This is a genomic window from Streptomyces coeruleorubidus, assembly GCF_008705135.1.
Lineage (GTDB): Bacteria > Actinomycetota > Actinomycetes > Streptomycetales > Streptomycetaceae > Streptomyces > Streptomyces coeruleofuscus.
Genome location: NZ_CP023694.1, coordinates 8,641,756 through 8,654,197, shown reverse-complemented (window position 1 = coordinate 8,654,197; position 12,442 = coordinate 8,641,756). Strand labels below are relative to the sequence as shown.

Genomic DNA, 12,442 nt, shown 5'->3' with positions numbered 1-12,442 from the left:
GTCCGATGCGTCAGCGGACCTGGCTCACGCTCAGGCCGCGGGCGCGGACTGCGGGGCCGCGGCGGCCCACTCCAGGACGAGCCGCTGGTACTCCTCGCGCTGCTCGCCGCTCAGTGTCCCGCCCGACCGGCGCCACAGGGCCCGGATCTCCTCGTTGACCTCGTCAGCCGTTCGCTGGGAAGAGGATTCAACAGTGGTGGACATGCTGTGAAGCATACGTCGCCGCACGTGAAGACGATGTGAGTAATCGTGAGTTAAACGGTCATTCCGGACAGTGTTGCTGATCACGTCCATCTCCCAGTAAACGTGAGCCTGTTCACGCTTCGGCCGATCCCAGCACCAGCACCTTGATGGCCAGAACGGCCGCGCCGCGCGCCCAGTCGTGAAAGTCGGACACCTTCGTCTCCAGTTCGACCGGGGCGGCCAGGGGGTGCCGGTTGTCGCGGACGGTCTCCTCGACCGTCTTGCCGGCCACGTCCATGAGCCCGACCCCCTCCCCCGCGAGAAGGATCTTCTGCGGCATCACGAAGTTGGAGATCTGCGCGACGAGCGTGCCCAGGGCGCGTGCGGCCTCAGTGACGACCCGAGCGGGCATGGGGTCGCCGGCGGCGGCCGCCGCGAGGATCTCCTCGTACGTCCGGTCACGGCCGGTGGCGGCCTGGACCTGGTAGCGGATGTTGGGGATGGTCAGCAGCGAGACGGCGCTGCCGCGCCGGCCGTCCGGAGTGAGCGGGCCGTTGGGGTCGACGATCCAGTGGCGGCCGAAGCCGCGGTCCTCCTCGGCGTACGGCACCCGCTTGCCGCCCAGGACGAGTCCGTAGCCGATGCCGGCGCCGATGGTGAGGACGACGAAGCGGTCCAGGCCGCGTCCGGCGCCGAACCAGGTCTCGGCCTCGACCAGGGCGGCGACGTCGTTCTCGACGACCACGGGCAACCCGGTGCGCTCCTCGACGAGGTCGGCCAGGGGGACGTCCCGCCACAGCAGGAAGGGGGACTCGCCGACGACGGCGCGGTCCTGGACGAAACCGCCGACTCCGATGCCGATCCCGGCGAGCCGGGGATGGTCGCGGGTCAGCTCGGCTGTCATCTCCCCGAGCACATCGGCGACTTCGGCGGGGTCGTGGGTGGTGAGCGGGCGGTCGTGGCGGGCGACGATGTCACTCCTGAGCGTGGTGACGACGCCGTAGACCATGTCCTCGGTGATCTTGAAGCCGAGGAAGGACCAGGAGTCGGCGACGACGTCCAGCGGTGTCGAGGGGCGGCCCTGGCGCGCCTCCGCCGGCACTCCCGCCTCGGCCACCTCGACCAGCAGGCCCGACTCGATCAGCGGCTTGGTCAGCCGGGTGAGACTGCCGGCCGACAGCCCCAGCCTGCGCGCGAGCTCGGTGCGCGACAGCGGGCCGTGCACGAGCACCTCGATCGCCACCGCGCGCTCCCCCGGGCTCAGCGGCGGCCAGCCGGCCATGCCTGCGGTCATTCGGTCCGCTCCCCTCACCCTTTTCTTTCGCACTGAAACCAACATGACCACTCTAAGTCGATGACGGTTCCTGCGAAAAGATGTTTGCACCCCTCTTGACGCAGCAATTGTTTCGCACCAAAAGTAAGTCCCGCCAGAGGACGAGCCGCCGCAGCGAGGGAGTCTCCCGATGACCATCGCCTCCAGCAGCCCTCCGTCGCGCCTGCCCGCGGGCGGCGCGACGGAGACCCGCAGCAAGCCCAGGACACGACGCGACGACGTGAGCGAGAACCGGGGTGACGGACGGCTGGCCGCGGTCTTCATCGCCCCGGCGCTGCTCGGCTTCCTCGTCTTCCTGCTCTGGCCGACGCTCCGGGGCATCTATCTGAGCTTCACCCGCTTCAACCTGCTGACGCCGGCGGAGTGGGTGGGCCTGGACAACTACGTCCGCATGGTCAACGACCCCATCTTCTGGGACTCGTTGGCGGTCACCGTCGAGTACGTCGTCATCAACATCGGCGTCCAGACGGTCGCGGCGCTCGCCATCGCCGTCCTCCTCCAGCGGCTGACCCGGTCGGCGATGCTGCGCGGCATCGTGCTCACGCCGTACCTGATGTCGAACGTCGTCGCGGGTCTGGTCTGGCTCTGGATCCTCGACACCCAGCTCGGCATCGGCAACGAGATCATCAGCGCCCTCGGCGCCGACCGCATCCCGTTCCTCGCCGACGAGACGTGGGCGATCCCGACGATCGCGCTCATCAACGTGTGGCGGCACGTCGGCTACACCGCGCTGCTGCTGTTCGCCGGTCTCCAGGCGATCCCGAACGACATGTACGAGGCGGCCAGGGTGGACGGCGCGAGCGAGTGGCGGATGTTCTGGCGGATCACCATGCCGCTGCTGCGGCCGGTGCTCGCCGTCGTGCTGATCATGACGGTGATCGGGTCGTTCCAGGTGTTCGACACCGTGGCCGTGACCACCGCGGGCGGTCCGGCGAACGCGACCAACGTGCTCCAGTACTACATCTACGGCTCCGCCTTCGGACGCTTCCAGTTCGGCTACGCCTCGGCCATGTCCGTCGCCCTGCTCGTCGTGCTGAGCGCGATCACCATCCTCCAGTACCGGCTCACCCGGGCCGGCCGGACCGACCTCGGCTGACGGAAGGGAGACACCGGCATGGCTGCCGTGACGACAACGACGTCCACGACTCTGCGACCGGTCCGGCGCAGGTTCCCCTTCGGGCGGGCCGCCGCCTGGACCGTGATGGGACTGATCGTCCTCATCACCCTGCTGCCGTTCTACTGGATCCTGCGCACCGCGCTCTCCACCAACGCGGGTCTCAACGCCGATCCGACCAACCCCCTGCCCGTCGACCTCACCACCAGCGGCTTCGAACGCGCCCTGGGCATGCAGTCGGCCGAGGAGGCCGTCGCGCAGGGCGGCGCGGGCGGCGGGCTCGACTTCTGGCGTTATCTGCTCAACTCGGTGCTGGTCTCGACCCTGGTCACCGGCTGTCAGCTCTTCTTCTCCGCGATGGCCGCGTACGCCTTCTCACGGCTGCGCTGGCGCGGCCGGGACGCGGTCTTCGGGCTGTTCCTGGCCGGGATGATGGTGCCGACCATCTTCACGCTGCTGCCGAACTTCGTTCTCATCAAGCAACTGCACCTGGTGGACACGCTCCTCGGCATCGCGCTGCCGACCATGTTCATGGCGCCGTTCGCGGTGTTCTTCCTGCGGCAGTTCTTCATGAACATCCCCCAGGAGGTGGAGGAGGCCGCGCTGCTGGACGGCGCCGGGAAGATCAAGATCTTCTTCCGGGTGGTGCTGCCGATGGCGTCCACGCCGATCCTCACGCTGGGCGTGCTGACGTACATCACGTCCTGGAACGACTACTTCTGGCCGCTGATGGTCTCCTACAGCGACAGCTCGCGGGTGCTGACCGTGGCGCTGGCGATCTTCCGGGCGCAGACCCCGGCGACCGGCGTCGACTGGTCCGGGCTCATGGCGGCGACGCTGATCGCCGCGCTGCCGATGCTGGTGCTGTTCGCCTGCTTCGCGCGCCGCATCGTCAGCTCCATCGGCTTCACCGGCATCAAGTAAGGGGACTGTCATGCGAATTCGTCTGCGTACGCTCGTCGCGGCGACCGGAGCGCTGGCGCTGTCCCTGGTCAGCGGATGCGCGCAGCAAGGCGCCGCCGGATCCTCCGCGAACACGGTCACGTACTGGCTGTGGGACGCGAACCAGCTGCCCGCCTACCAGGCCTGCGCGAAGGGGTTCGAGAAGGAGAATCCCGGACTGAACGTCAAGATCACCCAGTTGGGGTGGAGCGACTACTGGACCAAGCTCACCGCCGGGTTCATCGCCGGTACCCAGCCGGACGTGTTCACCGACCACATCCAGAACTTCGGCCAGTACGCCGACCTGAAGGTCCTGGAACCGCTCGACGACCTCGGCATCGAGGACTCCGACTACCAGCCGGGCCTCGCCGCCAACTGGATCGGGAAGGACGGCCACCGCTACGGCGCTCCCAAGGACTGGGACACCGTCGCGCTGTTCTACAACTCGAAGATGACGAAGGACGCCGGCCTCACCGCCGAGCAGCTGAACAGCCTCGCCTGGAACCCGGAGGACGGCGGCACCTTCGAGAAAACCATCGCCCACCTCACGATCGACAGGAACGGCAAGCGGGGCGACGAGCCGGGCTTCGACAAGAACAACGTCAAGGTCTACGGCATGGCCAGCAACGGCGGCGGCTTCGGCGACGGCCAGACCCAGTGGAGCAACTTCGCCGCCTCCGCCGGGTGGAGCTATCTGGACAAGCCGCGCTGGGGCACGAAGTACCAATACGACAGCAAGACCTTCCAGTCGGTCGTCAAGTGGTACTTCGGTCTGGCGAAGAAGGGCTACATGCCACCGCTGTCCGACTACAACGTCCAGTCCAACCAGGCGAACACGCAGGTCGCGGCGGGCAAGGCCGCCACCGCGTTCGACGGGGCCTGGATGATCTCCTCGTACGCCGGGTTCAAGGGCCGGGACATCAAGACCGCCCTGACGCCGGTCGGCCCGACCGGCAAGCGCGCCACCATGATGAACGGCCTCGCCGACTCCGTCACCAAGGCCTCCGAGAACAAGGCGGGCGCCAAGAAGTGGGTGGCGTACCTGGCCTCGGACCAGTGCCAGAAGGTCGTCGGCGGTTACGGCGTCGTGTTCCCCGCCACCCCGGCCGGGACCGAGGCCGCCGTCGCCGCGTACCGGAAGAAGGGCATCGACGTCTCGTCGTTCACCGAACCCGTGGCCGACAAGAAGAACTTCCGGACCTTCTCGTACCCGATCGCCAGCTACTCGGCGGACATGACGGCGCTCATGTCCCCGGCGATGGAGGACATCTACGGCAACGGCAAGCCGGTCAGCAGCCTCGATCAGACCAACGAACAGATCAACCTGATCCTCTCGCAGTGATCACCACCGACCAGTGAAGGGCACGCCTCACATGACGTTCTCCATCGGCATCGTCGGCGCCGGACAGTTCTCGGGCCAGTTCGCCACGCTGTTCCAGGCCCACCCCGGCGTCGGCGCCGTCTACGTCACCGACCTGCTGCCCGAGCGGGCCGAGCAACTCGCCTCCGCCCAGGGGCTGACGGGCACCTTCCCGTCGTACCAGGCCATGCTGGAATCGGAGGACGTCGACGCCGTCGCGATCTTCACCCAGCGCTGGACGCACGGGCCGCTGGTGCTCCAGGGCCTCAACGCCGGAAAGCATGTGTACTCGGCGGTCCCCATGGCGATCAGCACGGAGGAGATCGCCGCGATCATCGACACCGTCAAGGCCACCGGGCTGACGTACATGATGGGCGAGACCAGCGAGTACAACCCGGCCACGGTCCACGCCCGCAACCAGATCGCCCAGGGCGCCTTCGGGCGGCTCTTCTACGCCGAGGGCGACTACGTCCACGACATGGACCTGGGGTTCTACGAGGCCTACCAGTACAGCGGCGGTGAGAACTGGAAGGCCACCGCCAGCTATCCCCCGCTGCTGTACCCGACGCACGCGGTCGGCGGGGTGCTGGGCGCCTGGCGGACGCACGCGGTCAGCGTGTCGGCGATCGGTGTCGTCGACGACCGGGGCGACGGCGTCTTCGACAAGGAGGTCAGCCAGTTCGGCAACGACTTCTCCAACGCCACCGCGCTGTTCGAGGTGGCGGGCGGCGGCTCGTTCCGTACCAACGAGTTCCGGCGGGTCGGCTACCCGTCGCACATACGGGAGTCGCGTTTCCGCTTCTTCGGCACCGAGGCGAGCATGGAGCAGCTCGCCACGGTCGCCCTGTGGCAGGACAAGCAGGGCGTGAAGGACATCAGCGAACTGCTGGAGCCCAAGCCCACCATGGCGCCCGACGACCCGTCGCTCCAGCACATCGCGCCCGAGCTGCGGGCCGCGTTCACCTCCGGGTCGGCTCCCGTGCACGACCGTGCGCGGCTGCCGAGGGAGTTCGACAACCTCCACAACGGCCACGAGGGCAGCCACCACTTCCTGGTGGACGACTTCGTGACCGCCGTCAACACGCGCACCCTGCCGTCGGTGAACGCGTGGGTGGCCGCCCGCTACACCCTGCCGGGCATCATCGCGCACGAGTCCGCGCGGCAAGGTGGTGTGCGGCTGGAGATCCCGGACTTCGGGGACGCGCCGCAGTAAGGGGCGGGTCCGAGCCGGGTGCCTGGGATCAGGTGCCCGGCTTGCGGCCGTACACGAAGACGTCGTCGTTCTTCTTCAGCAGCGACCAGTACTTCTTGGCGTCGGTCTTGGTCATGTTGACGCAGCCGTGCGAGCCCGGCGGGTTCCACATGCTGACGCCGACCGAGTGGAAGGCCTGGCCGCCGTCGAAGAACTGGGCGTAGGGCATCGGCACGTCGTAGATGGACGAGACGTGGTCGATGTTGCGCCAGTAGATCTTCTTCAGGCCGGTGCGGGTCTCGTAGCCGTTGCGGCCGGTGCGGACCGGGACGGGGCCGTAGACGAGCTTCTTGCCGTCCTGGATCCAGCTCAGCTGGAGGCTCAGGTTCACGCAGGCGATCCGGCCCTTGTTCACCGGGCACTTGCCGTCCTTGTTCGGGTTCTTCCCGACGGCCTTCTGCTTCTGCATCAGGTCCATCACCCCCCAGGTGACGGGCCCGGCGTAGCCGGCGTTCGGGGAGATGCCGTGCTTGGTCTGGAAGGCCTGGATCGCCTTGCAGTCGGCGGCGGACTGCTTGCCGTCGACCGGGCGGCCGAGGAACTTCTCCACCTGCTTCTGGTACGGGCCGGTCTGCGTGGTGCAGCTCGCGGCCGCGGCCGGCGTGGCGCCGAGCGCGAGCGTGAGCGGTGCCACCAGCCCGGTGATCCCGAGTGCGACGGCGCCCCGTCTGCGTACGTCCCCCATGGTTGGTCCTGCCCTTTCGCGGAAGTGGTCGCATGGTCTGCTGATCCCTGCCTGCTAGACGGGCGCACGGGGGCTTCGGTTGTGCGGGCTGACAGCCTGCGACGAAACGGTGACATACTTCACCACTCGGTCGGCAGGAGCGGGTCAGTTCCGCAGCGCGTCGCGGAAGCCCGTGTTCACGGCGGTGAGACCGCCGTCGACGACCAGCGTGGTGCCGGTGTCGACGGGCGTGGGCGACGGCCGCCTCGACCGCGCCCCGGTCGGCCACGTCGCACCCAGGCCACTCGACGGTCAGGCCCTCGTCCCGCAGCGCCGCCGCGGTCCCCGCGGCTGGGCCGGGTCCCGGTCGGCGACCAGGACCCGCGCTCCTTCCCGGGCGAACCGGCGGGCGGTGGCGACGCCGATGCCGCGCGCCCCGCCGGTGATGAGAACCCCGTACCGTTCCTGAAGACTGAGCAGGAGTGAACCTGATCAGTCGCACGCCCCGAACGGTCTTGGGCGCACTGGTCCCCGGCGTACTCAGCCCCGGGGCGGCGACACGCCTCCTGTGCGTGGTCCGAGCCCGGGAGGCCAGTTCCCTGCGCGAGCTGGGCCAGGTGGGTACGGCCAGTAGCGACGGGGAGGCCCCGAACCATCCTCTGGTGGAGCGGGGGCCCCGCACGCCGGCGCCGTACCCGGCGTCCCAGATCGCACGATCACGTTAGCCCGATCAGCCCAGGGCCCCGCAAGCTCGCGAGCCGACCACCACTCGATCGAGCTAACTCGACCTCCTGCGCACTCTCATGGCAGCAGCTGCCAACCCCGCGAACGCCTGGTGTCCGTCATGCGCCGACCGTACTGCCCCGGCGGTCCCTCAGCGGTAGCCGGTCGTGTCGGCCGGCTTGCCCGCGTCCTGGACCTCGACGAGGTAGCGCCAGGCGTCCGGGCGGCTGCCGTCGAGGTCGGTGAAGCCGTACTCCCGGGCCAGGCCGCCGCTGGAGAGGGAGCGGCCGTTCCAGCGCGCCACGTCCGGGTCGGCGGCGAGCGCGACCACGGCCCGGCCGACGTAGCGCGGGGTCTCCGAGATGGCGAAGTGGGGGACGCGCTCCAGGGCGTCGCGCCAGTTGTCCTCCCGTACCCCATAGATGTCGAGCATCATCTCCGAGCGCAGCCAGCCGGGGGTGAGGGCGACGGCGGTGGCGCCGCGCGGGCCGAGTTCGTGGCCGAGGGCGAAGGCCATGCGCAGGACGGATGCCTTGGCGAGGTCGTAGAAGAAGTTCACGCGGTAGTTGCCGGCGTTGTAGTCGGCGGTTCCGTCGGTGACCTCGACGACCAGGCCGCCGGGCCGGCGCAGCATCAGAGGCAAGGCGTGGTGGCTGGTGATCGCGTGCGTCTCGACCGCGAGTCTGAGCAGGCGCAGGCCGTTGTCGAGGTCGTGCTCCCAGAGCGAGCTCTCCCACTCGAAGAGCTTCTCGCCGCCCCAGATGTCGTTGACCAGGACGTCGAGGCGGCCCTGTTCCTCGGCGATGCGGTCCACGAGCGCGCGGACCTGCGCCGGGTCGAGGTGGTCGGTGGGTACGGCGACGCCCTGCCCGCCGGCCTCGGTGACCAGGTCGGCGGTGTCCTCGATGGTCTCGGGCCGGTCGTACTCCGAGCGGCGGGTGCGCGTGCTGCGTCCGGTGACGTAGACGGTGGCGCCCGCCGCGCCGAGTTCCACCGCCATGCCCCGTCCGGCGCCCCGGGTCGCACCGGCGACCAGTGCGACCTTGCCCTTCAGTGGAGCTGACATGTCCGACCTCCCGAGACCGTGGTTGCTTGTCGCCTCCAGGGTGACGGGTAAGCCGGACATCTTCTGTCGCCTTTTGCGGGCGACGCGCGATCAGTGGCCGCGGGCGATCCACTCCTGGAGGTGCGGGGCCTCCGCACCGATGGTCGTGGAGTCTCCGTGGCCGGTGAGGACCTTCGTCCCGGGCGGCAGCGTGAGGAGGCGGTCGCGGATCGAGTCGATGATCGTCGGGAAGTGCGAGAAGGACCGGCCGGTGGCGCCGGGACCGCCCTGGAAGAGGGTGTCCCCGGTGAAGACGGTGGCGAGCCCGGGGTCGTATAGGCACACCGCGCCGGGCGCGTGCCCCGGGGTGTGCAGGACGCGCAGGTCGGCGCCGCCGGCCTCGATCACCTGGCCGTCGACCAGCCAGGCGTCGGGCTCGCGGTCCGGGTGGGTCTGCTTCCACAGCGGCAGGTCGTCGTGGTGCAGCCAGATGGTGGCGCCGGTGCGCTCGGCGAGGGCGGGGGCGGCGTCGATGTGGTCGTTGTGGGCGTGGGTGCACACGATGGCCGTGAGCCGGCGGTCTCCCACGGCCTCGGCGATGGCGTCGGCGTCGTGCGCGGCGTCTATGACGATCGCCTCGTGGTCGTCGCCGACGATCCAGACGTTGTTGTCGACGTCCCAGGTGCCGCCGTCGAGGCTGAACTGCCCGGAGGTGACGAGGTGTTCGATGCGCGGGGCCATCACAGCACCACCACCGAGCGCAGCACGTCGCCGTGGTGCATCCGCTCGAACGCCTTCTCCACCTCGTCGAGCTGGATGGTCTCGGTGACGAACGCGCCGAGGTCCAGGCGCCCTTGCAGGTGCAGGTCGATCAGCATGGGGAAGTCACGGGAGGGCAGGCAGTCGCCGTACCAGGAGGACTTCAGCGCCCCGCCGCGCCCGAACACGTCCAGCAGGGGCAGTTCGAGTTTCATCTCGGGGGTGGGAACGCCGACCAGCACGACCGTGCCGGCGAGGTCGCGGGCGTAGAAGGCCTGCTTGTACGTCTCCGGGCGGCCGACGGCCTCGATGACGACGTCGGCGCCGAAGCCGCCGGTGAGTTCGCGGATCGCCTCGACCGGGTCGGTCTCGCGGGAGTTGACGGTGTGGGTGGCGCCCATGGTCCGGGCGGTCTCCAGCTTGCGGTCGTCGATGTCGACGGCGATGATCTTCGCCGCTCCGGCGAGGTGCGAGCCGGCGATGGCGGCGTCGCCGACGCCTCCGCAGCCGATGACGGCGACCGTGTCGCCCCGGCCGACGTTCCCGGTGTTGATCGCGGCGCCGATGCCGGCCATGACGCCGCAGCCGAGCAGCCCGGCCACCTGCGGCGCGACCGCCGGGTCGACCTTGGTGCACTGCCCGGCCGCGACCAGCGTCTTCTCGGCGAAGGCGCCGATGCCGAGGGCCGGGGAGAGTTCCTGGCCGGTCGAGGCGAGGGTCATCTTCTGCCCGGCGTTGTGGGTGTCGAAGCAGTACCAGGGCCGCCCGCGCAGACAGGCGCGGCATTTCCCGCACACCGCACGCCAGTTGAGGATCACGAAGTCACCGGGCTCGACGTCGGTGACGCCGTCGCCGACCGCCTCGACCACGCCCGCGGCCTCGTGGCCCAGCAGGAAGGGGAAGTCGTCGCTGATGCCGCCCTGCTTGTAGTGCAGATCGGTGTGGCACACCCCGCAGGCCTGGACGCGCACGACCGCCTCCCCCGGGCCGGGATCGGGCACGACGATGGTCTCGATCCGTACCGGCTCGTCCTTGCCCGGTGCGATCACACCGCGTACTTCCTGCGCCATGCTGACTCCTTCGTCGGCTCGTAGGCCGGATGCCTTCCCTTCCGACCCTACGCGCGACTGATCGCCAAGGGGCGCGGATCGGCCACCCGCGGCGCCGTATCACCAGCTCACGCGCTGTCCGAAAACGCCGGGCAGCGCACCGGCGGCCCCGTAGCCTGAACGCTCCGCCCGACGCCGAAGGAGCGACGTGAGCATCGCAGAGACCCAGACCGGTACACCCGCCTGGCGGCTGCTCCTCGGATACGTACGGCCGCACCGCCGGTCCCTGCTCGCCGGTGCCGTGCTCTCGCTGGTCACCGGGGCGACCGGGCTGATGCTGCCGCTGGTGGCGCGGGGCCTGATCGACGATCTGGCGCACGACCGGGCGATCACCGGCGCGCTGCTGGCGATGTCGGCCCTGGTCGTGACCAACGCGGCGGTCGGAGCGCTGGGTTCGTACGTGCTCCGGCGCACCGCCGAGTCGGTCGTGCTCGGCGCGCGGCGCTCGCTGTCGTCGTATCTGCTGCGGCTGCGCATCACGGCCGTGGACCGCACCGAGCCCGGCGACCTGATGGCCCGGATCACCTCCGACACCACCCTGCTGCGCACGGTCACCACCGAGTCACTGGTCGGTCTGGGCACCGGTGGCCTCACCCTGGTGGCGACGATCGTGATGATGGGGCTGGTGGATCCGGTGCTGCTCGGGGTCACGGTGGCCGTGATCGCGGGCGCGGGGGCAGTGATCGGGACGATCGCGCCGCGCATCAACAAGGCGAGCAAGCAGGCCCAGCAGGCCGTGGGCGTCATGGGCGCCGCGCTGGAGCGGGTGCTGGGGGCGCTGCGCACGGTGAAGGCCTCGGGCGCCGAGCACCGCGAGGAACGCGCGCTGCACGAGGCGGCCGAGGAGTCCTGGCGGCAGAGCGTGCGCGCCGCCAAGTGGTCGGCCGTGGCGGGCAACACGGCGGGGCTGGCCATTCAGATCGCGTTCCTCACGGTGCTCGCGGTGGGCGGGGCGCGGGTGGCGACGGGCGCCGTGGACGTGGCCACGCTGGTGGCGTTCCTGCTGTACGTCTTCTTCCTGATCTCCCCGCTCCAGGAAGTCATCGGCGCCGTCGCGCAGTACCAGACGGGGTCCGCGGCCCTGGCCCGGATCCAGGAGGCGCTGAGCCTGCCCGCCGAGCCGCCGGTGCGCTCCGCGCCACTGCCGTCCGCTGGTGAGCCGCCGGCGTCCGTCGCCTTCCGCGACGTCCGTTTCCGCTACGCCGACGATCTGCCGCACGTGCACCACGGGGTGACGTTCGAGGTGCCGGCCCGGGGGATGACGGCGTTCGTCGGCCCGTCCGGCGCGGGCAAGACGACCGTGTTCTCCCTCATCGAGCGGTTCTACGACCCCGAGTCCGGTGAGATCGCGCTGGACGGGCGGAACGTGGCGGAGTGGGAACTGCCGCGCCTGCGCGCCGCGATCGGCTACGTGGAGCAGGACGCTCCGGTCCTGTCGGGCTCCCTGCGGGACAATCTCACGCTGGGCAATCCGGACGCGGACGACGACGCCCTCGCGCGGGTGCTCAAGACGACCCGTCTCGACGGTCTGGTCGCCCGGCTGCCCGCCGGCCTCGACACGCTCGTCGGGCATCGCGGCACCAAGCTGTCGGGCGGTGAGCGGCAGCGGGTCGCCATCGCCCGGGCTCTGCTGCGCCGCCCCCGGCTGCTGCTGCTCGACGAGGCGACCTCGCAGCTGGACGCGGTGAACGAGGCGGCGCTGCGCGACACCGTCGCGGACGTGGCCCGTACGACGACGGTCCTGGTGGTGGCGCACCGGCTGTCGACGGTGACGATGGCCGACCGGATCGTGGTGATGGATGCCGGGCGGGTCCGGGCGGTCGGCACGCACCGCGAGCTCGTGACCGCCGACCCGCTCTACGCGGAGCTGGCGGCGACCCAGTTCCTGGCCGCGGCGGACTGAGCCACCGGGCAGGCGCGAGGGCGGCGCGGCGAGGCCGGTGACACCCGCGGCGAGA

11 protein-coding genes and 1 pseudogene are annotated in these 12,442 nt (G+C 69.9%); 5 read left to right on the top strand and 7 right to left on the bottom strand.

The window, feature by feature from the left end:
* Positions 1-30: 30 nt before the first annotated feature.
* A complete protein-coding gene (locus tag CP976_RS39425; RefSeq protein ID WP_150485702.1) occupies positions 31-216 on the bottom strand; it encodes a hypothetical protein in 186 nt (61 codons plus the stop codon).
* 100 nt (positions 217-316) lie between these two features.
* Positions 317-1,477, bottom strand: a complete 1,161-nt coding sequence (locus CP976_RS39420; protein WP_150484646.1) for an ROK family transcriptional regulator — start codon at positions 1,475-1,477, stop codon at positions 317-319.
* 169 nt (positions 1,478-1,646) lie between these two features.
* Between CP976_RS39420 and CP976_RS39415 the strand changes: the two genes are divergently transcribed.
* The 4 genes from CP976_RS39415 to CP976_RS39400 are packed head-to-tail and all read left to right on the top strand — an operon-like array spanning position 1,647 to position 6,145.
* Positions 1,647-2,612, top strand: a complete 966-nt coding sequence (locus CP976_RS39415) for a carbohydrate ABC transporter permease (RefSeq protein ID WP_150484645.1) — start codon at positions 1,647-1,649, stop codon at positions 2,610-2,612.
* A gap of 18 nt (positions 2,613-2,630) precedes the next feature.
* On the top strand, positions 2,631-3,554 hold the full coding sequence (locus CP976_RS39410) for a carbohydrate ABC transporter permease (protein ID WP_150484644.1): 924 nt from the start codon (positions 2,631-2,633) through the stop codon (positions 3,552-3,554).
* Between the two features lie 10 nt (positions 3,555-3,564).
* A complete protein-coding gene (locus tag CP976_RS39405; RefSeq protein ID WP_150484643.1) occupies positions 3,565-4,914 on the top strand; it encodes an ABC transporter substrate-binding protein in 1,350 nt (449 codons plus the stop codon).
* 31 nt (positions 4,915-4,945) lie between these two features.
* Positions 4,946-6,145 carry a Gfo/Idh/MocA family protein gene (locus tag CP976_RS39400; RefSeq protein ID WP_150484642.1) on the top strand — a complete coding sequence of 400 codons (1,200 nt, stop codon included), beginning with the start codon at positions 4,946-4,948 and terminating at the stop codon, positions 6,143-6,145.
* 28 nt (positions 6,146-6,173) lie between these two features.
* On the opposite strand, the gene CP976_RS39395 is transcribed toward CP976_RS39400, so the two are convergent.
* From CP976_RS39395 to CP976_RS39375, 5 genes and pseudogenes are all read right to left on the bottom strand, one after another.
* Positions 6,174-6,869, bottom strand: coding sequence for a L,D-transpeptidase family protein (locus CP976_RS39395; RefSeq protein ID WP_150484641.1), 696 nt, complete (start codon positions 6,867-6,869; stop codon positions 6,174-6,176).
* Positions 6,870-7,095: 226 nt separating this feature from the next.
* Positions 7,096-7,328 (bottom strand): annotated as a pseudogene (locus tag CP976_RS39390) (SDR family NAD(P)-dependent oxidoreductase); the annotation flags it as partial.
* 394 nt (positions 7,329-7,722) lie between these two features.
* Positions 7,723-8,637 (bottom strand): SDR family oxidoreductase, encoded by a 915-nt coding sequence (locus CP976_RS39385; protein ID WP_150484640.1) that lies wholly within the window; start codon positions 8,635-8,637, stop codon positions 7,723-7,725.
* Between the two features lie 90 nt (positions 8,638-8,727).
* The gene (locus CP976_RS39380) at positions 8,728-9,357 is read right to left on the bottom strand and encodes an MBL fold metallo-hydrolase (RefSeq protein ID WP_150484639.1); all 630 of its coding nucleotides are present in this window, start codon (positions 9,355-9,357) and stop codon (positions 8,728-8,730) included.
* A complete protein-coding gene (locus CP976_RS39375; protein WP_150484638.1) occupies positions 9,357-10,445 on the bottom strand; it encodes an S-(hydroxymethyl)mycothiol dehydrogenase in 1,089 nt (362 codons plus the stop codon). The genes CP976_RS39380 and CP976_RS39375 overlap by 1 nt, the downstream gene beginning before the upstream one ends.
* A gap of 187 nt (positions 10,446-10,632) precedes the next feature.
* Between CP976_RS39375 and CP976_RS39370 the strand changes: the two genes are divergently transcribed.
* Complete coding sequence (locus CP976_RS39370; RefSeq protein WP_150484637.1) at positions 10,633-12,387, top strand: ABC transporter ATP-binding protein; 1,755 nt, start codon at positions 10,633-10,635, stop codon at positions 12,385-12,387.
* Positions 12,388-12,442 lie beyond the last annotated feature (55 nt).

What these genes read in the sequence shown, in the direction of transcription:
- CP976_RS39425 (WP_150485702.1), bottom strand. Translation starts at nt 216, where the DNA reads ATGCTTCACAGCATGTCCACCACTGTTGAATCCTCTTCCCAGCGAACG.
- CP976_RS39420 (WP_150484646.1), bottom strand. Translation starts at nt 1,477, where the DNA reads ATGACCGCAGGCATGGCCGGCTGGCCGCCGCTGAGCCCGGGGGAGCGC.
- CP976_RS39415 (WP_150484645.1), top strand. Translation starts at nt 1,647, where the DNA reads ATGACCATCGCCTCCAGCAGCCCTCCGTCGCGCCTGCCCGCGGGCGGC.
- CP976_RS39410 (WP_150484644.1), top strand. Translation starts at nt 2,631, where the DNA reads ATGGCTGCCGTGACGACAACGACGTCCACGACTCTGCGACCGGTCCGG.
- CP976_RS39405 (WP_150484643.1), top strand. Translation starts at nt 3,565, where the DNA reads ATGCGAATTCGTCTGCGTACGCTCGTCGCGGCGACCGGAGCGCTGGCG.
- CP976_RS39400 (WP_150484642.1), top strand. Translation starts at nt 4,946, where the DNA reads ATGACGTTCTCCATCGGCATCGTCGGCGCCGGACAGTTCTCGGGCCAG.
- CP976_RS39395 (WP_150484641.1), bottom strand. Translation starts at nt 6,869, where the DNA reads ATGGGGGACGTACGCAGACGGGGCGCCGTCGCACTCGGGATCACCGGG.
- CP976_RS39385 (WP_150484640.1), bottom strand. Translation starts at nt 8,637, where the DNA reads ATGTCAGCTCCACTGAAGGGCAAGGTCGCACTGGTCGCCGGTGCGACC.
- CP976_RS39380 (WP_150484639.1), bottom strand. Translation starts at nt 9,357, where the DNA reads ATGGCCCCGCGCATCGAACACCTCGTCACCTCCGGGCAGTTCAGCCTC.
- CP976_RS39375 (WP_150484638.1), bottom strand. Translation starts at nt 10,445, where the DNA reads ATGGCGCAGGAAGTACGCGGTGTGATCGCACCGGGCAAGGACGAGCCG.